A 25160-nucleotide genomic window follows, 5' to 3' on the forward strand; every position below is an offset into this window, starting at 1 on the left:
TTCAGGGGGTTATAGCCCCATGGTCTTGGCGTCAGCGCTGGGGCCAGAATTTACACTTTCGATTTCGCCTGTTTACACTTACCAAAAAGGACGCTGCGATGACTGTCACTCTCCCCGATCTGCCTTTCGCCCTCGACGCTTTGGAGCCGCATATTTCGCGCACCACGCTCGAGACCCATTATGGCAAGCATCACCGCGCCTATATGGACAACCTCAATAAACTGATCGCGGGCACGGCGCTTGAAGGCAAGTCGCTTGAAGAGATCGTGCAGGCGTCAGCCAAGGACGCGAGCCTGAAGGGCGTGTTCAATAATGCGGCTCAGGTGTGGAATCACACGTTCTATTGGAATTCGCTCAGCCCGAACGGCGGCGGCAAGCCGACCGGCGCCATTGCTGAACGCATCGAGGCCGATTTCGGCGGTTATGATGCTTTCAAGGAAAAACTCGCAGCAGCCGCAGCAACGCAGTTCGGCAGCGGCTGGGCCTGGCTCGTGCTTGAAAACGGCAAGCTCGCCATCACCCAGACTGGCAATGCGGACACCCCGATGGTTCATGGCCAGACCGCGCTTTTGACCATCGATGTGTGGGAACATGCCTATTACGTCGATTACAAGAATCTGCGTCCGACCTATATCGGCACCGTGATCGACAAGCTTCTGAACTGGGATTTCGCCAACGCCAATCTCGCGGAAGCCTGATCTCGTTTCGTCATCCGGGCGTCGGGCGAAGGATTTCCTCTGGTTCATGGGATTTCTTCGCTTCGCCCGGAGCGGCGGGACCGCTATTCTGTCCTCTGCGGCCGCAAGGCTGCGGTCCGCAGAGCAGGAGGGCATCATGACGGCAAAGCTTAAAATTCATTTGAAGCGGGCCTATGAGGCGCCGGACCCAACGGACGGTCGCCGCTATCTGGTCGAACGGTTATGGCCGCGCGGGATCAGCCGGGATAAGGCCGCCCTTGATGGCTGGCTGAAGGATATCTCGCCGAGTCCCGACCTCCGCAAATGGTATCATGAAGATAAAGACAACCGCTGGGATGGGTTCTGCGAACGCTATCGGGCCGAACTCGACAGCCACGTGGCGGAATTGCGCAAACTCCGGGCGGAGGCCGCGAAAACCGTGGTGACCTTTGTTTACGGGGCGTCCGATCACGATCACAACAGCGCCCGCCTGCTGCGGGATTACCTCGAAACGCTTTAATATGCTATGATGAGGGCTCCCGTTTTTGTTGGAGACCGCCATGGCCCAGAAGTACGGATCGGATCTGAACCCGCCCAGCTCCTCCCCTTGCAGCATGCATGAGGCCGACTCCGCCTATATGGGCTATTTGAGCCGTGACGAGACCGTCGCCCTGCTGACCCAGCTCCTTGAAGGGGAGCGGGCAGGGGCCAAAGTGGCCCTTCATATGCTCAAGGAAGCGCAGCATGAGGATCGCCGGCCCCATGTGGGCGCGGCGCTCAACCGGGTGCGCCTGGATGAAGCTCATTGCGTCAATATGCTGGCCCATCATCTTGAACGCTTCGGCATGACGCCGAGCGCGCTGACCGGAGCCTTCCGCGAAAAGGTGCTGGCCGAGCCCGATTTATCGGCGCAGGTGGACCTGCTCAATCGCGGCCAGGCCTGGGTGGTCAAAAAACTGCGGGAGGTTCTGCCGCGTATCGAGGATCCGACCCTGCATCAGGATCTGCAGCAGATGCTGACCATGCATGAAGACAATATCGCGGTCTGTGAGCATCTGATCTGATCCTCTTCCATTCGGTGGAGAAATTCGCTAGAGTTCGGGAATAATATATAAAATCCGCGTGTGCGTCGAACTGGCCCATCTCAAAAGGAAAGCCTATGACGCCCGAAGATTATGCTCAATTCGATGGAATTGGCCTCGCCAGATTGATCAAGCGCGGGGAGATTTCCCCGGCCGAAGCCGTCAAAGCCGCGTTGGAGCGTATCGCTCAGACCAACCCGGCCATCAATGCAGTCATTGAAACCTGGGGCTCCCGCACTGCCCGGAAAATTGCCGCCTTGCCGGACCTTCCCGGCGGGCCTTTGGCTGGCGTGCCGTTCCTTTTGAAGGATGTGGGCGGCAGTGAGCCGGGCGTCTCTCATGAATGCGGCTCTCGCCTTGCGCGCGACATGGCCCCGGATAAGGTTGAGACTGCCTTGATGCGCCGCTACCGCGAGGCCGGGCTGATTTCCATCGGCCGCGCCACCAGTCCCGAATTTGCCTTCAATATCACTAGCGAAAACATCCTTCATGGTCCGACCCGCAACCCGTGGAGCCTCAGACATTCGCCCGGCGGCTCAAGTGGCGGGGCCTCGGCGGCGGTGGCGGCTGGCATGGTCCCAATCGCCGAAGCCAATGACGGTGGCGGGTCGATCCGCATTCCGGCGGCCTGCTGCGGCCTGTTCGGCCTCAAACCCAGCCGCGGCCGTATCAGCATGGCTCCGGGCGCCTGGGAATATCTCTGCGGGCTGAGTGCCACCCATGTGGTGAGCCGCAGTGTGCGTGACAGTGCAGCCGCCCTTGATGCCGCAACCGGGGCTGAACCTGGCGATCCATACCCGGTGCGCGCGCCGGAGCGATCCTATCTCGCCGAACTTGACCAGCCGCTTGGGTCATTGCGCGTGGGCCTGATGCTGGCTCCCTGGAACGGCGGCGCACTCCATCCCGACTGCCGCCGCGCGACGCTTGAGGCGGCGGCGCTTATTGCCGACATGGGTGTGGTGGTGGAGGAGGCGACTCCCGATCTCGGCATCGATTGGGAAGGGTTCATGCTGGCCAACGCCCGCATCTGGTGCAGCAATATCGCGCTTTGGATCGACGGCCTCGCTGCGGCCACCGGGCGTCCCATCGGTACGGACACGCTCGAACGCTCATCGCTCGCCTGTTACCATTTCGGCAAATCCATGAGCGCTTATGATCTGCTGGATGCCGTTGCCGTCTGCAATATGGTGTCGCGCAAGGTCGGACAGTTCTTTGAACGGTATGATCTGTTGCTGACGCCAAGTCTGCCGCAACCGCCGCATCTCCTTGGGGTCTATGACGCCAACGCGGATTATGCGGACGGGCTCGCCTGGACCCGCAAGATTTTTGGCGGTTCCCCCTATACGCCGACATTCAATGTCACAGGCCAGCCCGCCGTCAGCATCCCCTGGGACCTGAATGACGAAGGCTTGCCGATCGGCGTTCACTTCGCCGCCCGCATGGGGGACGAGGCTGGTCTCTTCCGCATGGGGGCCGCGATCGAGCGCGCCCGGCCATGGGCTCAGCGACGCCCGCCGTTGGCACTCTCTCTAGCTGAAGTTGCTGGCGGCTGAGAGCGTCACGAATTCTCCTGATCTGCGTCATGAAAATCAGTGTCGTGCCCCTTTTTTCGGGGCGCGGCAGATTTCATGCCGCAGAACGGAGAATGGAGCATGGCAGTCAGATTTTTGGGAAAGTTGCTATCCTGGCTTGCGCTGGGGGCGTTTCTGATCACACCGGAACTCATAACCGAAGCCCGGGCCGACGTTGAGATCCTGCGCGACAGGCAAGGTGTTCCACATGTCTATGGCGACACGGAATATGAAGTCTTTGTTGGCTTCGGTTACATCATGTCGCAGGATCGTTTGTTTCAGATGGAAATGCGCAAGCGGCAGGCATTAGGCAAAACCGCCGAAGTTCTCGGGAAAGGGGACAAGGCGTGGCCGGACAAATATCTGTCGAAAGATATTGACGCCCGCACCATGCACGATCCGAAGGCTCTCAATATTGAATATTCCAATCTGCCGTTCGCCGATAAAATGCTGATCAATGGCTTTACCGACGGCGTCAATAAAACAATTACCGAGGTGCTGAAAAACCAGTCGGAAAAGCTGCCCAAGCCATTCAAGGATTATGGTTTCCTGCCCGAGCTTTGGACCGTGAGCGACACCATGATCTATGCGGTTGACGTGCTTGGGGCCTATTCGTCCTTCAGCACGCAGATTTTGAACATGGAGCTTTATCATTTCCTGCGGCAGAAATATCCGAAGGATTGCGATGACATCTTCAACCAGTTATTGTGGAAGACGGATGTAAACGCGCCGACGACCAAACGTGACCATCAAAAGGGTGGTAAGGACAAATCCAGCACGCAGCCGCTCGGCTGTCAGGAGCAGGCTCCGAACGGGTTGGATATGGCTTCGAAGCCGACGTTGCTCGGAGGCATGGATAAGATCATGGCTCGTGAATCCTCCCCGAAGCGCGCGAGCATGGCCTGGCTTGTCGGGCGTGACAAGGCGGCTGGCTTCAGTTCCATTTTCGTTAACGGTCCGCAGCCGGGCTGGCATACGCCAAGCTATTATTATCCCGTGGGGCTCCATGGCGGGGCTTTTGATCTTGTGGGTTTTGCCGCAGAAGGCAGCATGGTGCTGGAAGTTGGCGTCAACCCTTCAATGTCCTGGGGCATTACGGCCGGGCTCGGCAATCATGTGGATCATTTTCAGGAACATCTGGAAAAGCCGGGGTCGACCCGCTACCGCCTGAATAATGAGTGGCACGACATGATGGGCCGCGCGGAACTGATCGAAATCAAGGGCGAGGACCCCTTGAAAATGGTGATCCGTTCGACAGTCCACGGTCCGGTGGTTGCCGGGGATAAATCCTCCAGCATCGCCTATTCCCAGGCTATTTCATGGCAGGGAGCCGGGGTCTCATCGGTTATGGCTTGGGTGAATGCCGGCAAGACCAGGAATTTTAAGGACTGGCTTGCAGAGGCGCGGTCCTTCGCCTTTGGGTATAACTGGTTTTATGCGGACAAGGACGGGCAGGTGGGCTCGGTTTTCACCGGCCGGTTTGTCAAACATCGCAACGATCAGGATATCCGTCTGCCCGCCACGGGTACAGGCGGGTATGAATGGCAGGAATTTTTACCGGCCAATGCCAATCCGGCTGTTCTGACCACCGGTTATATTGTCAATTTCAATAACAAACCGGCAAAGGATTGGCCCAATTCCGGACTCTATTGGGAACAATGGGCCGAAGCCAATCAGGTCGATATCCTGCTCGGCGAGATCACCAAGAAAGAGCGTCTGACCTGGAATGATATGTGGGACATTAACCACGTCATCTCATATCGCGATGTGAGCGCAAGTTATTTCGTGCCTTATATTCTGCGCGCTCTTGAGAATGCCGAAGTCGGCAGCGATCTTGCGAAGGCGCGGGCCTTGATCGCGAAGTGGAATCAGATGCGCACGGACGATGACGGGGACGGCAAGTTTGATACTGCCGGTCAGGCGCTCTTTGACGCCTGGCTGCCGGTCATGGTGCGTGACACGCTCGCACCGACGCTTGATGGCTTTGCCAGTGCGCCGATCTGGCTTGCGGCAGGCTATCAGACCAAAGCTCCACGTCTTGAGGAACATCCTTCGGCGGGAACTCTCGTCACCTATCATGCGCTTCTAAGCAGTGACGGCCGCAGCGGCGTTCATCACTATTATAATTTCTTTGGTGACCGAGGGCCTGACGAGGTCATCCGCTCGGCCATGAACAAAGCGATCGAAAATTTGAAAAAAACCCAGAGTGGGGACATGTCGAAGTGGCGCATTCCGGCTGTTCCGCAGGTCTTTTTCGATAGCAACGCCAACCGCATCCCGATGACAGGCAAGGACAAGTTGCTGACGCTGCCGCTCTATGCCAATCGCGGGGCCATGAATTTAATGAGTGGTTATGGCCTCGAAGACAAAGGCGTGATGGCGGGTTTCGTGCTTCCGCCCGGTCAAAGCGGGTTCATCCCGCCCGAGGGTAAATGGCAGGATAATCCGTTGTTTGCCAATCATATGCAGATGTACCGGGATTACGGTCTCCGGCCGTTGTGGCTCAGCCGCGAGCAGATTGAAAAAAATCTCGGTGCCGAGCCGATCAGTTTTGCTGTCGATCTTTCATTCAAGCACAAGCTTTGATCTGGTTCATTGCTTGACTGAAAACTTCACCCCTCTCCGCATCGCGGGGAGGGTTTTTTTTGTCGTCTTGCCATTTTTGGGCCGCATGGCTATAAGCGACCTGAACATTGGGGAGTAGTCGTCCTCCGTTTGAGGGGAGCTCGCGTCAACAAACTTGGCCCAACCCGTGAGGGAGCAGGCCATGGCGCGGTGCGGCAATCAGGTCCTAAGGGTCTGAATGCTTGGCGAGACCATTGGTATCACCGCGCTCAATCCATGCAGGGTCGGGCGGTGCGGTGTGCCTTTGGTATCGGTCCGGCCCTGCATGTAGAAAATCATGGAATCATTTCTGGTTTCCACGGGCGTCGTGGCCATCGCCGAAATCGGCGACAAGACCCAATTGCTGGCCCTGTTGCTGGCCGCCCGTTTCCGCAAACCCGTAGCCATTATCGCCGGGATTTTTATTGCCACGGTGGCCAATCATACCTTGGCGGCCTGGGTCGGTACGCTCGCGGCTGAACTGTTGTCCGCCGATGTCATGCGCTGGGTTCTCGGTCTTTCCTTTATCGCCATGTCGGCCTGGGCGCTGGTGCCTGACAAAGTCGATGATGAGCCGCGCCAATACGGTCATTTCGGCGCGTTCCTTGCGACGGTCGTGGCCTTTTTCCTGCTGGAAATGGGCGACAAGACCCAGATCGCAACGGTGGCACTGGCGGCGCGGTTCGATAATGTGCTGTGGGTTGCCATGGGCACGACGCTTGGCATGATGATCGCCAATGTCCCGGCGGTGCTGCTTGGGGATGCGGTGACCAAACGGGTTTCGCTCAAACTCGTGCGCATCATCGCCGCGCTGATTTTCGCCGTGATCGGTGTGCTGACCCTGTTGAACGTCGGGGCGTTTTTCTAAAGTCAATTGTGGGCGGCAGACTTCGGCAGTCTGCCGCCTATTTTTTTTACTGCATTCCGGGCACGGCCTCGCCGCGTTTCAGAAATTCGTAGAACCCATCCGCATCGATATTCGCGCCGCAGACGATGACGCCGACCCGTTTGCCCGCAAGCCGATCGCGCAGCGGTCCGAACAGTGCCGCCGTGGCCGCCGCTCCCGCAGGTTCCACCGCAAGTTTCATTTCGCGAAACAGCACTGCAAGCGCCGCACAGATGGCGTCGTCTTCGACCCGTACGATCTCATCGATAAAATGCTGACAGAGCGCATAGCTCCCGGGGGTCACGGCGGGCGGTGACAGGCTGTCGCAAATGGTTGTGGATTTGTCCTGTTTTTGCGGTGACCCTGCGGCAAAGCTCCGGTACATCACGTCATTGCCGTAAGCCTCGACGCCATAGACCGCGCATTTGGGGTTGATCTGTTTGACGGCGGCGGCAACTCCACCCGGCAGTCCGCCTCCGCCCACAGCCACAAGAACGGCGTCGAGGTCGGGCACGGACGACATCAGTTCAAGCCCGACGGTGCCGGTGCCGGTGGTGACCCCGATCCCGTCAAAGGGATGAATGAAGCTGCGCCCTTCGTCGGCGGCGATCTCGGCTGCAAGGGCAAAAGCGGTGGCACCGTCCGGAGCGAACAACACCTCGGCGCCAAACGCGCGGGCGGCGGCGACTCGGGCGGGATTGGCGCTGGCCATCATCACCACCTTGGCCGACACACCCATGCTATGAGCGGCGCAGGCCACGGCGATGGCATGGTTCCCGGCGCTGACGGCGGTGACGCCACGCCTGCGGGCCTCCTCATCCAGCGCTATCAGATTGAGCAAAGCGCCGCGAATCTTGAACGTGCCGGTGCGCTGAAACAGCTCAAGCTTGAGAAAAACCTGCGTCCCGGGCGCAATGCGGCGTTCAAGTTCGGGGCCGATCCAATGATGCACGGGGGTGGCGGCAATATGCGGCGCAAGCGTACGCGCCGCCGCACGCATGTCATCAAGGGTCGGAATCACAAGATCTGACATCATCAAGGGCCTATCCGTACGCGGGTGAACATTGTTCATATCCTGTCTCCTCGATCCGGGCCTGTCATCCTTAAAAACTTCATGAGGGCAGGGGCGGCGGATGGCGCAATAGCCGGTCATTCAGGAAAAGCCCGCGTATGACAGGTTGGTGGGGCGGCAATCTTTACCATTCCCTGTCATTGCTGTTCATGACCCGGTTATCCATCTCCCGCCCTTGCCACCGCCTGTGCTTTGACCCATAAAGTCCCAGACATGTGACATCAAGGAGACGGCAGATGACGACAGAGACAGAGACTGGTTTAGCGGTAATTGCTCTGTCGCAGCGGGCTGCCCGGCGTTTGCGGGGTGGTCACCCGTGGATTTATTCGAATGAGTTTGCCATGACCCCGGCGCTCAAGGCGCTGCCTGTGGGAACTCTGGTGCAGGCCGAGGAGGAGGGCAGCGGGCGTCGTCTCGGGCTTTATTATTTCAACCCGCATACGTTGATCGCGGCCCGCCGTCTGGCTGGCAGCCATGCCGATCTGCCGCTCGGGCCGGATTTTTTCGTCAACCGTCTGCGGCAGGCGGTGGCGCTGCGGGATAAATTATTCGATCGTCCCTTTTATCGCCTGATCCATGCCGAGGCGGACGACATGCCCGGCCTCATCATCGATCGCTTTGGTGATACGCTTGTGCTGCAAGCCAACACCGCCGGGATGGACAGCCTGTTGCCGGTGATTGTTGAAGCGCTTGAAACCGTGCTCGCCCCCAGCCGCATCATCCTCAAGAATGACAGCCCGTCGCGCACGCTTGAAGGGCTTGAGCTTGAGGCCCGGGTGGTCAAGGGCGCGGCCGAGGGCCGGGTGACGGTGGAGGAAAACGGCATCACCTATTTTTGCGATCCGGTGGGCGGGCAGAAAACCGGCTGGTTCTATGACCATCGTGATAATCGGGCCTTCGCCGCCCGTCTTGCCAAGGGTGCCAAGGTCGCGGATTTTTACACCTATGCCGGTGGCTTCGCGCTGGCCTGTGCGGCTGGCGGTGCGGCTTCCGTCTATGCTGTCGACCGTTCTGAAAGCTCGCTCGCCCTGGCGACGGAGGCGGCGGCGGCCAATGGCTTCGCCGATCGCTTCACGACGCGCCGGGCCGATGTGTTCGCCGAGATGGAGCGTCTCGGGCGGGAAAATGAAACCTTCGATCTCGTGGTGGCCGATCCGCCCGCCTTCGTCAAAAACAAGAAATCGCTTAAATCCGGTGCTCAGGGCTACCGCAAGCTTGCGCGGCTTGCTGCCAGTTTGATCCGTCCGGGTGGGGTTCTGGTGATTGCCTCCTGCAGCCATCACATGACGGCGGAGCATTTCGCGGCCGAAGTGGCGCAAGGGCTGACGGATGCACGCCGCAGCGGCCGCATCCTGCGCAGTTCCGGAGCCGGGCCGGATCATCCAGTGCATCCGGCCCTTCCGGAGTCAGCTTATCTCAAGGCGCAAGTCATAGCGCTCGATTAACCCTGCTCAGGGCTTCGTGGCGTCTCTGCCCTAATGCTTGGCTTTATGCTTATCGCTCGTAGGCGCTTCGATCTCGGTGAAGGACTTGAACCAGCATCGCTGTCCCCGCACGAGGATCGAGCTGAAGCGGTCGATCTGATCGAGGCTGTCGGTGATGAATCCGACTCGCTCCGTAAAGGGCAATTCTGTACAGGGCGCCATGAATTCAGCCCGGTACCATTTTCTGCCCACGTCCTGGATCAGGATGGCTTTGTTGCCTTCGGCGCGCCAATCCTGAATGCTGCCGCGAAAATTGGCGAAATTGATGACAGCGCGATCTTTTGGCGGCGGATCTTCTTTTTTGGTGCTGTCAGTGGCCTGAGCGGCGGCAACGACATTGCCGGCAAGGCATGTCATGAGGGCAGCGGTGATCAAGGTAACCCGTAACAGCATCTTTGCTCTCCATTTTATCGGCAAAAACTGACAAACGCATGTACACGGTGGAGTGATAATACACTCTTTTTGCCGCCAAAGTTGCTGAAAAAAGAAAACCCCCCGAGATGCTTCTCGGGGGGTTTTTTGATGGCTGAAGACTGGGCTCAGCTGTTGCGCACGTTGCTCAGGAAGCTGCTGATGTCCGCTTGCAGGCTGGCCGACATATCCTCAAGTTCGGAGGCGGCGGACAGCACCTGGCTTGCCGCGCTGCCGGTTTCGGTGGCGCCCTGGGTCACCCGCGAGATGCCGGCCGAGATATCCTGCGTTCCGCTGGCCGCAAGCTGGACATTGCGCCCGATTTCCTCGGTGGCGGATGACTGTTCCTCGACGGCGGCTGAGACGCTCAGGGTGATCTGGCTCAATTCGCTGACCACGCGTTCGATGGAGCGGATGGCGGTTCCGGCGCTGTCCGACACGGCGCGCATGGTTGTGACCTGGGTGGTGATTTTTTCGGTCGCCCTGGCGGTTTCATTGGCGAGCGATTTGACTTCCGAGGCGACGACGGCGAATCCGCGTCCGGCTTCCCCGGCCCGGGCCGCCTCGATGGTGGCGTTGAGCGCGAGCAGATTGGTCTGGTCGGCGATTTCCTTGATCAGATTGACAATATTTTCAATTTCGGCGGTGAATCCGATCAGGGTGGTGATGGCTTCGCCGCCCTCGACCGCAGTTGCGACCGCCTGTTCCGAAACACTGCCGGCGCGCTGCAGCTGGCCGCTGATTTCGCGGATCGAGGTGGAAAGCTCCTCGGTCGCCGCCGCCACCATCTGGGTATTGGTATTGGTACGTTGCGAGGCGTCACTGACCTGATCAGACTGGCTGCTGGTCATGTCCGCCACACTGACCATGGACGTGGCGGCGGAGCGCATTTCGGTCGCTGCCCCCGACAGGGTGCCCATGGCTTCGGCCACCTTATGTTCGAACCCGCTGATCAGCTCGGCGACCGTTTTCGCACGCTGTTCGCGGGCCCGCGCTTCGGCCAGTTCGGCGGCCTGGGCCCGGCGTTCCTCGGCGGCGATGCGGTCGCGCTCGGCGATGTCATGGGCGGTGCGTTCTTCGGTCAGGCGCTTGGTTTCGGCTTCGAGACGTTCGCGTTCATGGGCGGCGTCTTTGAATTGCACCAGACCGCGCGCCATGTCGCCGACTTCGTCCTGTTGATCGGCAAAGGGGATTTGGACCTCATAGCGCCCGCGGGCGAGCTCCATGGTTGCGCCGCGAATGGCCTGCAAAGGCAATACAATGGTGCGGATGAGGACAAAGGCGGACAGACCCGTCATGACAAGGGCAAAGGCCCCGATGGCAAGCTGCACCGTATGTTCGGCGGCGCGCGCGGTTTTCACGCTGTCGAGCGCCGCGTCGCGTTCCTCGATGCTGACCTTCAGCAAATTGTCGAACTGCGGCGTCATCTCGCGATAATATTCACTAAGCTTTGTGATGCTGACGAGATGCTGCATGCGGTTGTCGGCATAGCTTGTGAAGGCCTTGGTGTAGCTGTCGAGCCGGGTGGCCAGATCGCCGTTCAGCTGCTTGCGGAAGACGGTGGCGACGGCGGCGTGTTGTTGGACGTCGATGTCTGTGGCGCGCAGAATGAAGTTCTTTTCATAGCGGCGCAGGCTCAGCATATTGACCATCTGGCTGGTCGGCGCCTTGCCGAGCGAGCGTTCGATGCTGTTGACGGCGGTGCGCATCTCGCCTTCAAGCCCGTGCTCCGGCGTGAGGCCGAGCTTGGTTTCTTCCGTGACGACGGTGATGAATTGATCGCTGTATCTGGTCAGCAGCGCTTCGAGAGCCACAAGGATGCTGGTGTCCTCGGTGAGAAAGATGCTCTTCTTGAGCGCTTCGAGATCTTCCCGCGCCCCTGCGAGCGTTTCATCGAACTGACGCAGAAAATCCGCGTCCTTGCGGATCAGGAAATCTTTTTCAATGCGTCGTAGCTCTTGCGTCTTGCTGGCGAGATCATTGACCTGGATCGTCATCGCTTGCGCAGCGATGGCCCGATCCACGGCCGCGGTGGTGATGCCACGGATGATGAAGGAGCTGATGATGATCGCGAGGAACGTCAGTGAAATCAGGGCGGAGATCAGAAACACACGAGTCTTGATGGTACGGTTCAAAATCCACGACAACATGGGAGGGCAATCCATCATGAGTAAAGACGATGATGCCGCATTAAGACCTGTTTCCTTACGAAGTGTTAACGCTGATAGGGGCATGGAAACCCTTTAACATCAGCATGTTCTACCCGCGCCTGCCTTTCGGATTAGGCTTTCCAAGGGCGCTTCTTTATCATTCCTGAAGGGAGCGCTGCAACCGCATGATTATGCATGTCATTTAATGACAACCTATGAGTGTGGCCGCGCGGGTGAAATTGCACTTGATCCCTTTTCAGGAATACCTACCCTGTGGCGAATATATTTTCAGGAGCCTATCGCCATGCACAGCAGTTCCGAAGTCCGGGTCTTTTCCGCCGCCGATATCCGTCAGTTGCTGACCTATCCGGATTGCATCGAGGTTCTCGAGTCGGCCATGCAGGAAACCAGCCGCCGCACTGTGGAACTGCCATTGCGGACGCTACTGCAAGCGCCCAACCGCAAGGGCGTGCTCGGCCTCATGCCGGGAGCCATGACGAACCCGAGCTATCTCGGCACCAAGCTCATCAGCATGTTCGACGGCAACACGGCGCTGGGTCTGTCGTCGCATATCGGCCTGATCTGCCTGTTTAATGGCGAGAACGGCGTGCCGGTGGCCTTGCTTGAAGCGGGCTCGGTGACCGCCATTCGCACCGCCTGCGCCTCGGCGCTGGCCACCAAACATCTTGCCCGCGAAGATGCCTCAAGCCTCGCTATCATCGGCACCGGGGAGGAGGCGGAGACTCATCTGGAAGCGCTCCTTTGCGTGCGGCCGATCACGACGGTGACCGTCTGGGGGCGCACCCCGGAAAAGGTCGCGGCCTTCATTGAAAAGCATCAGGGCAAGGGTGGCGCAAAGCTCCAAAGCGCGCCGTCCGTCGAAGCCGCCGTGGCCGGTGCGGACATCATCACCACCGTGACCGCCGCCAAAACCCCGATCCTCAAGGGCCAGTGGCTGACCCCGGGGCAGCATGTCAATCTCGTCGGCGCCTCGGTCGCAAGTGCCGCCGAAGCCGACAGTGACGTGGTCACCCGCTCGCGCTTTTACGTGGATTATATCGAAAGCACGCTGGCCCAGGCCGGTGAGTTCCTTCAGGCGAGAGATGCCGGTCTTGTGACCGAGGATCATATCCTCGGTGAAATCGGCGCAGTCATCTCAGGCACGGTCGCAGGCCGCCAATCGCCCACGGACATCACCGTCTATAAGTCCCTCGGCATCGCCTCGCAAGATATCGCCACCGCCGCCTACATCCTCAATCGCGGCCGCAGCGAAGGCATCGGCCAACTGGTCACCCTGTAATTCCTGATCCTCTGGTCCTGGATCCTGCTCTTACCCCCGGCTCAGAAATTGACCCCGGCGCTGATCGTCCAACTGCGCGGGTCGCCGTAATAGGCGGTCTGCACATTGGCGACGCTGGAGAATTCATGGGCGTCGGTTTTATAAATCCTGCCGCCGATATTGCGCACCGCGGCGGCCAGATACCATCCCCCGTGCGCCGGATTGTAGCGCATCCCGGCGTTGAACAGCCAATAGCCGTCCTGCGTCAGCACATCGCGATTGTCGACGCTCAGCCAATGTTTGCTTTTGTAATTGGCATCGGTACGCAGCATCACATGCCCGGCTGCGCCGAGTTCGATCGTATAGTCGGCGGCCAGATTGACCGTCCATTTCGGCGCGAAGGCCGGATGATCGTTTGAGCGGTCGCGGCTGGCGTCGATGAAGTTTTTATAGCTTGCGTTCAGATAGCCGATATTGGCCGTCACATTGAAGCGCTCAGCCGGGGTGGCGCTCAGCTCAAGTTCCGCTCCGTAATTCTCCATGCGGGCTGCATTGATGACCGGGAAACTGAACACCGGCAATATCAGGTTTGCGTTCAGGACCTCCGCGACCCGGGCCTGAAAATTCTTATAGTCGCTATAAAAGATCGCGCCGTTCATGCGCAACCGGCTATCCAGCCAACGCGACTTGACGCCGCCTTCATAGGTCCAGACATATTCGGGCGCATAGGGACGCAGCTCCGCATCCGAATTGGCGCGGCCGTTCATGCCGCCCGATTTATATCCGCGCGCCGCGCTCGCATAGGTCATAAGCTCAGGCGACCATTGATAATCGAGCGTGAGAGACGGGGTCCAGGCATGCCAGCTGTTACCCTGGGCCAGGCTGTAACTGCGGCTGAGCACCGTAAGCGGCGGCCCGAAAATGGCGTGCACATCGCGGGTGAAATATTTCTCGTCATAGGAATAACGCAAGCCGGCAGTGATCGAAAGGGCGTCGGTTGCATGCAAGCTTAGCTGACCGAAACCGGCATAGGACCGGGTCTCCAGATGATCGTCCGAATAGGCGACCGAGGTTGCGGGGATCTTGAAATAGGTCGCGTAATCGTTGGCATAGGCTTCATTATGGGCCTTGTTGCTTTCGCTCAGGTAATAGATCCCGACGATGGCATCGACCCGTCGGCTGTCATATTTCAACTGGAATTCCTGGCTCAGTTGATGTTGGCGCAAGTCGTTGAAGCTATCGATCAGCTGAAATTTCGAGGCATCGATATCCATATAGATATTGGGCTTGAGGCTGCGATAGGCGGTCAGGGAACTCAAAGTCAGATGATCGTCAAGCTTGCCGTCCACCGCGAAGGACAGCCCCCAATGGTCAAGCTTCTGCCCCTCATGCCCTTTGAAGGAGGTGCGGCCGCTGTAATCATAGCGGTTCCCGGCGCCCGGCGCGGGTTTCAGCAGCGCGCCTTCCACGGTCCTGAGATCGGCCTCGGCCCTCCCAAGCGTTAGCGCGGTGCGCTGGCGGGTATAATCGGCATTGAGCGTGAGGCTGAGCGCGTCCGAAGGCTCGGCCCGCAAGATGGCATGAAAGCTTGTGTTGTCATCGTCATTATATCTTCGGCCGGTGCTGCGGTCGGTCACGATGCCGTCGCGGCTGCTGCTAAGGGCGGCAAGGCTTAAGGCAAGCTTGTCGCGGACAACCGGCGTCGACAGATAGGCTTTGCCGGTCAGGCGATTGAAGCGGCCATAGGTGACCTCGGCATTGCCGGTCAGCCGTTCCATATCCGGGCGGCGCGATATGACCTTGATGGCCCCGCCGACACTGTTCCGGCCATAAAGCGTGCCTTGGGGTCCCCGCAGAACCTCGATCCGCTCCACATCGCTCAGCCACAGGAGCGCGCCCTGAACCCGCGCCAGATACACGCCATCCACATAAACCCCGATACCGGGGTCAAAGGTTTGCAGGCCGTCCGATTGCCCAATGCCGCGCAGGAAGATGGAGGCGGTGGAGGATGACCCATGCGCCTGTATCAGATTGAGATTGGGCACCGATCGTTCGATATCGGCCAGGGTCTGGGCCTGCATCTGGTCAAGTCGTTCGCGGGAAAAAGCGCTGACGGCGAGGGGCGCTTGTTGTACCGTTTCCTCACGCCGTCGCGCGGTCACGGTGATTTCCTCGATCGCACTGGCTTCGGCCGGAACCATCAGGAAGGCTAAAAAGCTAGTAGACACCAAACGGGGAGACATCTGTGGAACGCGGATCACGAGAGAGTCCTTACAACTAAAACGGGCATAACTAGGTCTGGCACATGGTAAAGTCACTTTCGGGCCAGATGATTAACAAAGTCTGACGATTAAGGGTAGAGTTCGCATGACAAAGACGTTTCACGATGTTTTTTATCGCTCGGCCGATGATCTCAGTCTTTATGCGCGCGACTATCCGGGCCCCGGGCCTGACGCGCCTGTGGTCCTTGCTCTGCATGGCTTAAGCCGCAATTCGCGTGATTTCGCTGACCTCGCCGATCATCTCGCGGCGCGTTACCGGGTCATCGTCCCGGATATTCGCGGGCGCGGCCTGTCGGACTATGACCCCGAGCCGCTGAATTACATTCCGGCCACCTATGTGATGGATATGGCCGCGCTCCAGCTACATCTTGGGGTTGAGCGGCTGGCGCTCATCGGCACCTCGCTTGGCGGCATCATGGCCATGGCCATGACGGCTCTTAATCCCGATGCTGTGGTGGGTGTGGTCCTCAATGACGTCGGCCCGGTGGTTGACCCCGAGGGCATCGCGCGCATCCAATCTTATGTGGGCAAAACCAACCCGCCGCTGTCCTGGGCCGAGGCGGAGGAGCAAACGCGCGGCCTCAATGCCGAGATTTTCCCTGATTTCAGCCCGGCTGACTGGTACAAATTCACCCGCAGTCTTTACCGTGAGGACAATTCCTATGGCCGCGAGCGCCCGGTCCTCGACTATGATCCCCTGATCGCGCAAAGCCTGGCCGAGGGCGATGCCGTGCCGCCGGATCTCTGGGATCTGTTCGAGGCGCTCGCCGCAAAACCCGTGCTCGTCATTCGCGGGGAGATGTCCGATATTTTATCCAGGGACACCCTCGCTGAGATGCAGTCACGGCATCCCGGCCTTGAAACAGTGACCGTGCCGAAGCGAGGTCACGCGCCACTTTTGACCGAACCGGTGGCCCAGTCCGCGATTGACGGGTTTCTCGCTCGGATTTTTTAGGCCGGATTTTTTAAGCGGTCTTCTTGCCCGCCACCAGACTGCCGATGGCCTGAAGAACGCCGCCGCCGATCAGCGAGCTAATGGCGGTTGCCACATGGTCGCCGCCCAGCATCGGGGCCATCTGGGCCATGATGCCGCTCGCATCCAGTCCCTGTCCGGCACCAATGCCGCCAACCGCGCCAGCAATGATATTGCCAAGCGGCCCGAGGCTTTTCGATTTGAGGATTTGTCCGAGAATGCCGCCCCCGGCACCGCCGGCTATGGCTTGGATAATAATGGGTAGAAATTGTTCCACAAGAACTCTCCCAAAAATAATCTGTCCCCGAGATGTAACTTATTTTGCCGGATATTGACAGAACTATGAGACTATTCATGGCGTAACATAGACTTTGTAGAGACGATTGCAATTCTCCTTGTTTGATCTGACACTGCGTCGGGGACTTAAAAATTGGGGAAAACGGATGCGCGTGGTTGTCGTCGGGGCGGGCCTCATCGGCGTAAGTTCGGCATATTGTCTGGCGCGTGACGGACATGAGGTGACGGTTCTTGACCGCGAGAAGGATGTGGCTCTCGGGACAAGCTATGCGAATGGCGCGAGCCTTACTCCCAGCATGGCCGATCCCTGGAACGCGCCCGGGGTTGCCGGTCGGCTCTGGCACTATCTCGGCAAGGAGGATTCACCGCTTCTCCTCCGCCCGCAGGCGCTGCCATCGTTGTTTTTCTGGGGCATCAAGTTTCTGCGCAATTCCGACCCGGCGCGGTTTGAACGGGCGACGGCGGCCAATGCGCGCATTGCGTCCTACAGTGTCGCGATGCTGAAGACTCTCGAAGCCACGCTTAGCCTTCGCTATGATCAGGGGCCCGGCGGGACGCTCAAACTCAGCCGCGATTCTGCAGGCTTTGACGCCATGGTCGCCAGCGCCGCCACCATGCAGGAGGCGGGGGTGCCCATTGATATTCTGGATGCTGCTGGTGCAGTGGCCCGTGAACCGGCGCTGGCTGCGATCCAGCATGAAATTTCCGGTGCGCTTTATATTGCGTCGGACGAAGCGGGTGACGCCCGCAAATATACGCTTGCTCTGGCCGATATATCGAAGACCCTCGGCGTCAGGTTCGAATATGGGGCGACAGTCACCGGCTTCGACCGCCAGGGCGGCCGCGTCAACAAGGTTGTCGCCATGCAGTCCGGCAACCACCGTTATTATAACGCGGATGTGGTGGTGATCGCCGCCGGATGCTGGTCACCGGCCGTGACCGCAGGATTGGGCATCCGCTTGCCGATCAAGCCGGTCAAGGGCTATTCCATCACCACGCCCCGCCACGGCTGGTGCAACGGCCCGCGCATCCCGGTGGTGGACGAGGGTTTTCATGCTATCGTGACGCCTCTCGGGGACCGTTTGCGGGTCGCGGGCACGGCTGAATTCGCAGGCTTCGACAATACTCTGACGCCAAGCCGGATCGCCAATCTGACCCGCTTTCTGACCAGCCTTTATCCGGATTTCAACGGTCATTTCGACAGCACCGATATTTCCCCCTGGTGCGGTTTTCGCCCCATGAGCGCTGATGGTGTGCCTTTCATCGGGCAAAGCCGCATCGAGAATGTCTATCTCAACACCGGCCACGGCCATCTCGGCTGGACCATGGCCAGCGGCTCGGGCCGCTTGCTCGCGGATCTCGTGCTGTCGAAAGTCCCGGCCATTGACCCGGCACCTTACGACCCAGCCCGGGCTTAGTTGCGCGACGCCGACGGCGCGACTTTCTGCCCGAACGGCAGCTTGCTCCCCACAAGATAAACCGTAAAAGCCGTCAGCACGGAATCCACGGCGGGAATGCCGCTCAAGCTGAAAAGATAATTGGCGGTGGCGCTGCCAATGCCAATCCCGGCGACCCAGGCGACAAAGGCGAGGGGGCGAAACGCCGCCTGCCCAGCCTTGCCATAGTTAAGATAGGCGGCGCGCCGGACCAGAAAGAAATCGGCCACATAAATCCCGGCAATGGGTGGAATGGCGATCCCAAGCAGCGTCAGAAACGGAATGAGATAATCGCTGATGCCGAGCACCGCCAGCAGCACGCCCAACACCCCGGCGGTGATGGTCAGCAGCAGATGCGGCGTCTTCGGGGAGATGGTGGCCATGGCCAGCGCCGACGAATAGAGATTGCTCGAATTGGCGGTCCAGGCGCTGCACAGGATCAGCGCGAGCGCCGGCAGTCCAAGCCCAAGGCTCGCAAGGATGATCGGCAGCTCGGCTTCGCCGGTGGCGACGCTCGGAATGGCCGACAGGATGAAGGCCGCGCTCACGCCAAGGCCAAAGCCGATGACGGCCGCGAGCAAAGCATCGCGGCGACTACGGGCAAAGCGGCTGAAATCCGGGAAGATGGTGGCCCCGACTGCAAGCCCGCCGATCACGATGGACACCCCGATGCCCAATGATGGCGCATCCAGCGGCGTGGCCATCAATTGCTCCCGCGACACCAGCCGGGCGGCGATATAGGCCGTCGCCACCAATCCCATGATCAGAAACGGAGCGATCACCTTCGACACTCTCTGAATGGCGCTGAAGCCGAATACCGTGGTCAGCACCATGAGCCCGCCGCCGACCACCATATAAAGCCGCGGGTCCAGATCCGGCAGCCCCGAGGTCATGGCCACATGGGCGAGGCTTTCTCCAAACAATTTGGTGACCACCCCGAACCAGCCAAAGATCGTAATCGCCAGCACCAGATTGATGACCTTGGCCCCGCTCATGCCAAAAGCAGTCTGAATGATCATGGCGGTGGTCAGCCGGCAGCTTTGTGCAACCATGCCGGTCAGACAGGCAAGAAACGTCAGGATCAAAGCCCCGATCACTACCGCCTGAGCCCCAATCTCCAAACCAAAACTCGCCCCAAGCTGCGCCCCGATCAGGAAGCAGGGCAGCGACAGCACCATGCCAAGCAGTACCAGAGCAATGTTCCAGCCGGCCACGGTGGCGCTTTCCGGAACGGAGCCATGGGAGAATTCCTCTGTCCCGGCTTTCGGCGTCTCAAGCTTTGTACTCATGACCAGTCCCACACCCCCGACGTTGCCCCAAGCCTAACTATGACAGTATTCCCCACGCCCTGTCACCCCGCCCATGGATTGCCGGGTCAAGCCCGGCAATGACAGGGTGGGGGAGGGCTGCACGTCTATTCAAAAAAACTGTCATACGCGGGCTTGACCCGCGTATCCATGTCGCCGCCATGACGGCTCTCAGTAAAATATTTTATATGGCAAACTGGTCCCTGACCCACAGGCGGAACGCCTCCCCGAGCGGCGTCAGTGAGGTTCCGGCGCGCCACACCACGTAATAGGCATAGGCGTCCTCGATCTCCACATCGAACAGCCGCACCAGCCGTCCGCTTTTGAGATCCGCCGAAGCAAAAATCTTCCCGGCGAGCGCCACCCCTTCACCGGCCACCGCCGCCTCAAGCAACATGGCGGTATCCGAGAGCGTCATGCCGCCATTCGGTTCGCGCAAGGTGAGATTGGCGGCGCGGAGCCACGGCGACCATTGCTGCCAGGCATGGCGGAGCAGGCGACAGCGGGCCAGATCGCTCGGTTGCTGCAAATTATGCTGGTCGCGATAGGCCGGCGAGCACACCGGAAAAAGCACATCGCCGGTCATTCGTTCGCCCGCCGCATTGGGCCAGGCGCCGACGCCATAACGGATGCTCACATCAATCCCCGGCGCGAGAAAATCCTGCAGTTCAGCGGTCGAACGAATTTCAAGCACGGTGTTGCCAAACAACTTGGTAAAGGCGCCAAGTCGGGGGATCAGCCATTTTGTCGCCAGAGCCGGATGAACGCTGACAACCAGTGTCGCCTGTGACTGCTCCGGAGCATCGGGGAAGGCCATGCGCAGAATGACCAGGGCTTGACGGACCTGAGCGAGCAGCGTTACAGCCTCTCGAGTCAAGGTCATGCGATGGCCGATGCGGTGAAACAGCTTGATTTCAAGCCGCTCCTCCAGCTCCCGGATACGATGGCTGACCGCACTATGAGTCACACCCAGCTCATCGCCGGCCATTGAATAGTTTTCGTGGCGGGCGGCGGCTTCAAAGGCACGGAGCGTCTGAATCGAGGGTAAATCGCGCATGGACATATGTGACAATTATTCACATAACCTGTCAAATCTTATCGTTTGCCAAGCGATTTGCCGGGCAGGTAGGGTCACCATCAAGCCAGGGCAAAATGGCGTCGTTTAGAACTGTAATTGGGGAGCGTCTTGGGGTGGATTCCACTGTGACCAAACAAAGGCCAAGCGCGGGGCGTGCGGCTGCCACGCCGCTGCCGACCGTCAAATACGCCTGGTATGTGGTGATCATCCTTATGCTGGTGCAGGTCATCTCATACCTGGACCGGTTTCTGCCAAGCCTCCTCATCGGGCCGATCAAGGCCGATCTCCACCTCACCGATTTTCAGATCGGCCTTCTCCTTGGCCCGGCTTTCGCGCTGTTTTATATCATCGTCGCCCTGCCGATCGGCTGGATGGCTGACCGCTATAACCGGCGCACGATCCTTGCCACCAGTATCACGTTATGGTGCTGCATGACCGCCCTCGCGAGCATGGCGCGGAGCTTTGTTCCGCTGTTCGCGACCCGGCTCGGCGTCGGCCTCGGCGAGGCTGCGGTCGCCCCCTGTTCGATCTCGATCATCAGCGATTATTTCACCCGTGAGCGCCGCGCCCGCGCTATCAGCATTTTCATGAGCGGCACCTTCATCGGGGCCGGGGTGGCGTTCCTGCTTGGCGGGCCGCTGGTCCATCTCATCGCCACCCTGCCGCCGGTTATGGTGCCCTATGTGGGCGAGATGCGGCCGTGGCAGATGACCTTTCTGCTCGTCGGTCTGCCTGGTCTTTTTCTCGCAGGGATGATGTTCACCATCCGCGAGCCGCTGCGTCGCGAGCGGGTGGCGGACACCGGCGCCAATCCCACGTTCTGGACCGCTTTTGCTTATATTCGCCAGCGCTGGCAAGCGTTCGGGACCCTTTTTCTCGCCTCGGCCTGCTGCGTCACTCTGGGCTCGCTGACGTTCTGGAACGTGGCGCTGTTTGACCGCACCTGGGGCTGGAACGTCCGCGACGTCGGCATTGTCACCGGCTTGATGTATCTGACCGGCGGCCCGGTCGGGACTGCGCTGGTGATCTGGCTGACCAACCGGCGGATTGCTGCCGGACGCCCGGATGCGAGCCTCTCGACCCTGTGGGTCGGGCTCCTGATCGCCGTGCCCGGTTTCGCCGCCTATCCGATGATGCCGAGCGCCCCCTTTGCAGTTGCTGCGCTGTTCGTCGCCTTTGTCGGACAGGCGATTGCCACCGCCGCTGGTCCGGCGTCGTTCGCCCTTATTGCACCGGGCCAGATCCGCTCGCAAGCCATGGCCATCTACTATCTGGTCATCAGCCTTTTCGGTCTCATCATCGGCCCGCCGCTTGTGGGTCTGATGACCGATCTTTTCGGGGGACCGGGGCAATTGCGCTACGCCATGACCGTCGAAGCGCTGTTGATCGGCATCCCCGCCATCATCCTGGTTGCCATCGGCATGGCGAGTTATCGCCGCAAGGTTGTCGAGCTTGAACAATTGATCGACGCATCGGCCGAAGCGGTCGTGTTGCAAGGATAAGTCATGAAAAAGCTTGGACAGATCAGAGCAGTGACCCATGCCGTGCCGTCGGTGGCGATGGCGGAAGTGGTCTATACGCGCTTTCTCGATTATCGCGTCGTCGACCGCAGCGCGGTTCCGGCCTCTGCCGCCCGCTCCTGGGGTGCTCCGGCGATGGTCGGCCGGCCCAGCATCACCCTCGCCCCGGCAAGCGGCGAGCCGGTGTTCCTTCGCTTCATCGAAAGCCCGTCTGCGACCGACTACCGCGCCCTTACCACCCACGGCTGGAACGCGACCGAAATTCTGGTGCAGGATGTGGAGATGCTCGCGGCGCAATTCGCCCAGTCACCATTCCGCATCATCGGGCCGCCAAAGGGCTTGCAACGTTTTCCGATGATCAAGGCGATGCAGGTGATCGGGCCAAACGGCGAATGCCTTTATTTCACCGAAGTCGGGGAGGGCAGCGGCCTCACTCTGCCGCAAGCGCAGTCCTTCGTCGGTTCGGTCTTTATCGTCGTCGCCGGTGGCCCCGATCTGGCCGCCATGTTTGATGCCTATGCCGGTTTCACCAATGAGATCGATCCGCCGGTCAAGACCCGGGTTCAGGTGCTGTCCTGGGCCAACGACCTGCCGCCTGACTCCGAACATGCCCACGGCCTGATCAAGCTCGGCGGCGGCACCTTGATCGAACTTGACGGCTACCCCGAGAAAACGACAGCGCGCCAGACCCCGGAGGGCGAACTGCCGCCGGGCATGAGCATCGTCACCTTTGATGTGGATGCGCTCGGTGACGGCCCCTGGATCGGCCCCAAAGCGCCCGCCTTCCTGCCCGGCGATACGCGTCAGACAGCGACCTTTCGCGGTGCGGCCGGGGAGTTGATCGAACTGATTGCCGCTGATGCCAGTTAAGGAAAAAGCGATGACCTTACCCCTAGACGATCAAGCCGCGCTCGATTTTGCCCTTCACCTCCGCCGTGGCTGGGCCGCGCGGATCTATCCGCAGGTGAAGCGCGAATTCGATGACGAGGCGTCAGGTTCAGCGGATCTGGCCGCGCAGATCCACGCCTTGCCGACCTACCCGTGGTTTTCGTGGATGGAACGCTCATCCCAGAAAATGCTGTGGCGCGCCGTCGTCCGCGCCGTCCGCAACAGTCCGCGTTCGTCTCGCGGCAACGGGGCCGAGGTCAACGCGGCGCTCGAACTCCCCAGTTGGTACACCGACTGGGACATTCATTTGCAGCCGGGCGGCGTCTGGTCCCGTGACGATGCCGCTGCCATTTACGAGCTTGGCGCCAAACTCGTCATGATGGGCGACAACGACGACTATAAATTCCATCAATTGTTCGTCGATACAGCAGTCCCGAAAAAATCCTACGGCACCATCGTCGATCTCGGCTGCGGCTTCGGGAAATCGACCTGGCCCTTTGCCGCGAGCTTTCCCGACGCCAAGGTGATCGGCGTCGATCTGTCCGCCCCTTGCGTCGAACTCGCCGCTGAACGTGCCGCCGAAAAGCGTCTGGCCATCCGCTTCATTCAAGCCGACGCCACAGCGACGCCCCTTGACGACGCCAGCGCCGACCTCGTGACCTCGACCATGTTCGTCCATGAAATTCCGCTCGCCGTGCTGCCGACGGTTTTCAGCGAAGCGGCGCGGCTGCTCGCCCCCGGAGGCATCCTTCGTTTTCTCGATTTTCACGTGACCGGCGATGCGTTCCGCGACTTCGCCATGATCGAACACGGCACCCGCAACAACGAACCCTTCATGCCTGACATGCTGCGTAACGATCTTACCGCCATGGCTGAGGCAGCCGGGCTCCGGAACGCACGCTGGGTCGCCTTTGATGAGCGCGGCGACGGCCGCCGTCCCGATCTCAGCTGGCCGGAGCGGCCGGAATGGCATTTCCCCTGGGCCGTCCTTGAAGCGGAGAAACCGGCATGAGCCAGCCGCCCTTAACCGTCGACTTAAGCAGCATGACCCTTGCCGATCTGGTCTTCGACCTCGCGGCGCAACTGCATGTGGAACGCGCGCGCCGTCTGAGCCTTGAAGCGGCCTTGGAACGTGCCGGAATTTTAACAGCCGCCGAACGCCATGCAGGCGACAACGACGCCGCCCTACGGAAAACCTGTTCCGAGGCGGCGGAAGCATCGGTCGCCCGGCTGCTCCAGATCATCAGCGAGCCGGACGACCCCCGCCGGCCGCTACAGACCGAACAAAACTGATTGACTGAATTAAGGAGCTACAGAGTGAGTAGGGATTGGACCGAATTTGTACAATCACAGCATCTTCCCTGGACCGAGACGACGCTTTTAGCTGTCGACGGTGTGGTTGAGACGAAAGTCCTGAGCAGCGACCCGGAGACCGGCGCTTGCAGCCTTCTCGTGCGCTATCCGGCAGGGTTTTCCGGGCCAGCACGGCAGCTCGCCGTTGACGAGGAATTCCTGATCCTTGATGGCACGCTCGTCATTGGCGACACCACTTATGGCCACCTGGGGTATGCCCACGCACCAAGCGGTTACGCCACCGGAGAGCGCAGTTCGGCGACCGGCGCGATTGTCCTCACCTTCTATTCGGGCAAGCCGCAAATCTCCGCGCAAACCGCAGCCTATGACGAGAGCCGTCTGGTGTGGGGCGTGAGCGCTTATGATGTGCCCTATACCGGCAATTTTCATCCGGAATTTCCGCCCGGGGCCGGCCGAAAACTCCTCTATCAGGATCCGGTCACCGGTGACACCACCTGGATTCTCGGCACCATGCCCTTGCGCTGGACCGAGCGCTCCGAGGTTCATCCCTTCGTTGAGGAAATGTATCTCCTCAGCGGCGAGGTCCATGGCGATCGTGGCATTTTCCGCCCCGGCGCATATTTTTGGCGGCCTGAAAACAAGGTCCACGGCCCTTATGGGACGCTGACCGGCAATCTCTATTTCTTCCGCACCAAGGGCGGGCCGCTGAAGACGGACTATGTCGACGCCGAAACAAAGTTCCACTGGTGGCCGAGCCATAAGCCGGTTCTGCCTGCCGCCCTCCTGCCGTTCGGATCCCCGGAGACGGACGGTCCAGTCTGTTTCTAAAGCATCGTTATCCAAAAAAAT

The 25160-nt window shown here is 59.8% G+C and carries 22 protein-coding genes and 1 riboswitch; of the genes, 15 read left to right on the top strand and 7 right to left on the bottom strand.

Annotation, left to right across the window (positions count from 1 at the left end; translation table 11 throughout):
* Positions 1-98: 98 nt before the first annotated feature.
* The 6 genes from NYP16_RS09660 to NYP16_RS09685 all read left to right on the top strand — a co-directional run bounded on the left by NYP16_RS09660 (position 99) and on the right by NYP16_RS09685 (position 6802).
* The gene (locus NYP16_RS09660) at positions 99-698 is read left to right on the top strand and encodes a superoxide dismutase (RefSeq protein ID WP_274943928.1); all 600 of its coding nucleotides are present in this window, start codon (positions 99-101) and stop codon (positions 696-698) included.
* Between the two features lie 136 nt (positions 699-834).
* The gene (locus tag NYP16_RS09665; RefSeq protein WP_274943929.1) at positions 835-1197 is read left to right on the top strand and encodes a DUF488 domain-containing protein; all 363 of its coding nucleotides are present in this window, start codon (positions 835-837) and stop codon (positions 1195-1197) included.
* A 40-nt stretch (positions 1198-1237) separates the two neighbouring features.
* A complete protein-coding gene (locus NYP16_RS09670; RefSeq protein WP_274943930.1) occupies positions 1238-1741 on the top strand; it encodes a DUF6306 domain-containing protein in 504 nt (167 codons plus the stop codon).
* A 95-nt stretch (positions 1742-1836) separates the two neighbouring features.
* Entirely contained in the window at positions 1837-3312 is a 1476-nt protein-coding gene (locus NYP16_RS09675) for an amidase (RefSeq protein ID WP_274943931.1), read from the top strand.
* Between the two features lie 99 nt (positions 3313-3411).
* On the top strand, positions 3412-5916 hold the full coding sequence (locus NYP16_RS09680; protein WP_274943932.1) for a penicillin acylase family protein: 2505 nt from the start codon (positions 3412-3414) through the stop codon (positions 5914-5916).
* 97 nt (positions 5917-6013) lie between these two features.
* Positions 6014-6139, top strand: a riboswitch (yybP-ykoY riboswitch).
* A 93-nt stretch (positions 6140-6232) separates the two neighbouring features.
* Positions 6233-6802 (top strand): TMEM165/GDT1 family protein, encoded by a 570-nt coding sequence (locus NYP16_RS09685; RefSeq protein ID WP_274943933.1) that lies wholly within the window; start codon positions 6233-6235, stop codon positions 6800-6802.
* A gap of 46 nt (positions 6803-6848) precedes the next feature.
* Here the strand turns inward: NYP16_RS09685 and NYP16_RS09690 are convergent, their stop codons facing one another.
* Positions 6849-7856: a pyridoxal-phosphate dependent enzyme gene (locus NYP16_RS09690; RefSeq protein WP_274943934.1), complete on the bottom strand. Its 1008-nt coding sequence runs from the start codon at positions 7854-7856 to the stop codon at positions 6849-6851.
* 272 nt (positions 7857-8128) lie between these two features.
* On the opposite strand from NYP16_RS09690, the gene NYP16_RS09695 reads away from it, so the two are divergent.
* On the top strand, positions 8129-9337 hold the full coding sequence (locus NYP16_RS09695) for a class I SAM-dependent rRNA methyltransferase (RefSeq protein WP_274943935.1): 1209 nt from the start codon (positions 8129-8131) through the stop codon (positions 9335-9337).
* A gap of 30 nt (positions 9338-9367) precedes the next feature.
* Here the strand turns inward: NYP16_RS09695 and NYP16_RS09700 are convergent, their stop codons facing one another.
* Both NYP16_RS09700 and NYP16_RS09705 read right to left on the bottom strand, forming a co-directional pair.
* Positions 9368-9769 (bottom strand): DUF6491 family protein, encoded by a 402-nt coding sequence (locus NYP16_RS09700; RefSeq protein WP_274943936.1) that lies wholly within the window; start codon positions 9767-9769, stop codon positions 9368-9370.
* A gap of 146 nt (positions 9770-9915) precedes the next feature.
* Positions 9916-11937: a methyl-accepting chemotaxis protein gene (locus NYP16_RS09705; RefSeq protein WP_274943937.1), complete on the bottom strand. Its 2022-nt coding sequence runs from the start codon at positions 11935-11937 to the stop codon at positions 9916-9918.
* A 304-nt stretch (positions 11938-12241) separates the two neighbouring features.
* On the opposite strand from NYP16_RS09705, the gene NYP16_RS09710 reads away from it, so the two are divergent.
* Complete coding sequence (locus tag NYP16_RS09710) at positions 12242-13237, top strand: ornithine cyclodeaminase family protein (RefSeq protein ID WP_274943938.1); 996 nt, start codon at positions 12242-12244, stop codon at positions 13235-13237.
* Between the two features lie 41 nt (positions 13238-13278).
* Here the strand turns inward: NYP16_RS09710 and NYP16_RS09715 are convergent, their stop codons facing one another.
* Positions 13279-15477, bottom strand: a complete 2199-nt coding sequence (locus NYP16_RS09715; protein WP_274943939.1) for a TonB-dependent receptor — start codon at positions 15475-15477, stop codon at positions 13279-13281.
* Between the two features lie 106 nt (positions 15478-15583).
* On the opposite strand from NYP16_RS09715, the gene NYP16_RS09720 reads away from it, so the two are divergent.
* Positions 15584-16453: an alpha/beta fold hydrolase gene (locus NYP16_RS09720; protein ID WP_274943940.1), complete on the top strand. Its 870-nt coding sequence runs from the start codon at positions 15584-15586 to the stop codon at positions 16451-16453.
* Positions 16454-16463: 10 nt separating this feature from the next.
* Here the strand turns inward: NYP16_RS09720 and NYP16_RS09725 are convergent, their stop codons facing one another.
* Complete coding sequence (locus NYP16_RS09725; protein WP_274943941.1) at positions 16464-16748, bottom strand: hypothetical protein; 285 nt, start codon at positions 16746-16748, stop codon at positions 16464-16466.
* 166 nt (positions 16749-16914) lie between these two features.
* Here NYP16_RS09725 and NYP16_RS09730 point away from each other — a divergent pair, with 166 nt between their 5' ends.
* Positions 16915-18186 (top strand): D-amino acid dehydrogenase, encoded by a 1272-nt coding sequence (locus tag NYP16_RS09730; RefSeq protein ID WP_274943942.1) that lies wholly within the window; start codon positions 16915-16917, stop codon positions 18184-18186.
* Here NYP16_RS09730 and NYP16_RS09735 read toward each other — a convergent pair.
* Entirely contained in the window at positions 18183-19493 is a 1311-nt protein-coding gene (locus NYP16_RS09735) for a cytosine permease (protein WP_274943943.1), read from the bottom strand. The genes NYP16_RS09730 and NYP16_RS09735 overlap by 4 nt on opposite strands.
* Positions 19494-19695: 202 nt before the next feature.
* On the bottom strand, positions 19696-20568 hold the full coding sequence (locus NYP16_RS09740; protein WP_274943944.1) for a LysR substrate-binding domain-containing protein: 873 nt from the start codon (positions 20566-20568) through the stop codon (positions 19696-19698).
* 146 nt (positions 20569-20714) lie between these two features.
* Here NYP16_RS09740 and NYP16_RS09745 point away from each other — a divergent pair, with 146 nt between their 5' ends.
* The 5 genes from NYP16_RS09745 to NYP16_RS09765 are packed head-to-tail and all read left to right on the top strand — an operon-like array spanning position 20715 to position 25139.
* The gene (locus tag NYP16_RS09745) at positions 20715-22091 is read left to right on the top strand and encodes an MFS transporter (RefSeq protein WP_274943945.1); all 1377 of its coding nucleotides are present in this window, start codon (positions 20715-20717) and stop codon (positions 22089-22091) included.
* A 3-nt stretch (positions 22092-22094) separates the two neighbouring features.
* Positions 22095-22979, top strand: coding sequence for a hypothetical protein (locus NYP16_RS09750; RefSeq protein WP_274943946.1), 885 nt, complete (start codon positions 22095-22097; stop codon positions 22977-22979).
* A 10-nt stretch (positions 22980-22989) separates the two neighbouring features.
* Complete coding sequence (locus NYP16_RS09755; RefSeq protein ID WP_274943947.1) at positions 22990-24009, top strand: class I SAM-dependent methyltransferase; 1020 nt, start codon at positions 22990-22992, stop codon at positions 24007-24009.
* A complete protein-coding gene (locus NYP16_RS09760; protein WP_274943948.1) occupies positions 24006-24290 on the top strand; it encodes a hypothetical protein in 285 nt (94 codons plus the stop codon). The genes NYP16_RS09755 and NYP16_RS09760 overlap by 4 nt, the downstream gene beginning before the upstream one ends.
* Positions 24291-24314: 24 nt before the next feature.
* Positions 24315-25139, top strand: a complete 825-nt coding sequence (locus NYP16_RS09765; RefSeq protein WP_274943949.1) for a cupin domain-containing protein — start codon at positions 24315-24317, stop codon at positions 25137-25139.
* The last annotated feature ends 21 nt before the right edge of the window (positions 25140-25160 follow it).

This window comes from Govania unica, from assembly GCF_027920805.1.
GTDB classification, from domain to species: domain Bacteria; phylum Pseudomonadota; class Alphaproteobacteria; order Sphingomonadales; family Govanellaceae; genus Govanella; species Govanella unica.

Bases quoted from the DNA above. Each gene is read 5' to 3' on its own strand.
- NYP16_RS09660 (WP_274943928.1), top strand. From the start codon at position 99: ATGACTGTCACTCTCCCCGATCTGCCTTTCGCCCTCGACGCTTTGGAG.
- NYP16_RS09665 (WP_274943929.1), top strand. From the start codon at position 835: ATGACGGCAAAGCTTAAAATTCATTTGAAGCGGGCCTATGAGGCGCCG.
- NYP16_RS09670 (WP_274943930.1), top strand. From the start codon at position 1,238: ATGGCCCAGAAGTACGGATCGGATCTGAACCCGCCCAGCTCCTCCCCT.
- NYP16_RS09675 (WP_274943931.1), top strand. From the start codon at position 1,837: ATGACGCCCGAAGATTATGCTCAATTCGATGGAATTGGCCTCGCCAGA.
- NYP16_RS09680 (WP_274943932.1), top strand. From the start codon at position 3,412: ATGGCAGTCAGATTTTTGGGAAAGTTGCTATCCTGGCTTGCGCTGGGG.
- NYP16_RS09685 (WP_274943933.1), top strand. From the start codon at position 6,233: ATGGAATCATTTCTGGTTTCCACGGGCGTCGTGGCCATCGCCGAAATC.
- NYP16_RS09690 (WP_274943934.1), bottom strand. From the start codon at position 7,856: ATGATGTCAGATCTTGTGATTCCGACCCTTGATGACATGCGTGCGGCG.
- NYP16_RS09695 (WP_274943935.1), top strand. From the start codon at position 8,129: ATGACGACAGAGACAGAGACTGGTTTAGCGGTAATTGCTCTGTCGCAG.
- NYP16_RS09700 (WP_274943936.1), bottom strand. From the start codon at position 9,769: ATGCTGTTACGGGTTACCTTGATCACCGCTGCCCTCATGACATGCCTT.
- NYP16_RS09705 (WP_274943937.1), bottom strand. From the start codon at position 11,937: ATGTTGTCGTGGATTTTGAACCGTACCATCAAGACTCGTGTGTTTCTG.
- NYP16_RS09710 (WP_274943938.1), top strand. From the start codon at position 12,242: ATGCACAGCAGTTCCGAAGTCCGGGTCTTTTCCGCCGCCGATATCCGT.
- NYP16_RS09720 (WP_274943940.1), top strand. From the start codon at position 15,584: ATGACAAAGACGTTTCACGATGTTTTTTATCGCTCGGCCGATGATCTC.
- NYP16_RS09730 (WP_274943942.1), top strand. From the start codon at position 16,915: ATGCGCGTGGTTGTCGTCGGGGCGGGCCTCATCGGCGTAAGTTCGGCA.
- NYP16_RS09735 (WP_274943943.1), bottom strand. From the start codon at position 19,493: ATGAGTACAAAGCTTGAGACGCCGAAAGCCGGGACAGAGGAATTCTCC.
- NYP16_RS09740 (WP_274943944.1), bottom strand. From the start codon at position 20,568: ATGCGCGATTTACCCTCGATTCAGACGCTCCGTGCCTTTGAAGCCGCC.
- NYP16_RS09750 (WP_274943946.1), top strand. From the start codon at position 22,095: ATGAAAAAGCTTGGACAGATCAGAGCAGTGACCCATGCCGTGCCGTCG.
- NYP16_RS09755 (WP_274943947.1), top strand. From the start codon at position 22,990: ATGACCTTACCCCTAGACGATCAAGCCGCGCTCGATTTTGCCCTTCAC.
- NYP16_RS09760 (WP_274943948.1), top strand. From the start codon at position 24,006: ATGAGCCAGCCGCCCTTAACCGTCGACTTAAGCAGCATGACCCTTGCC.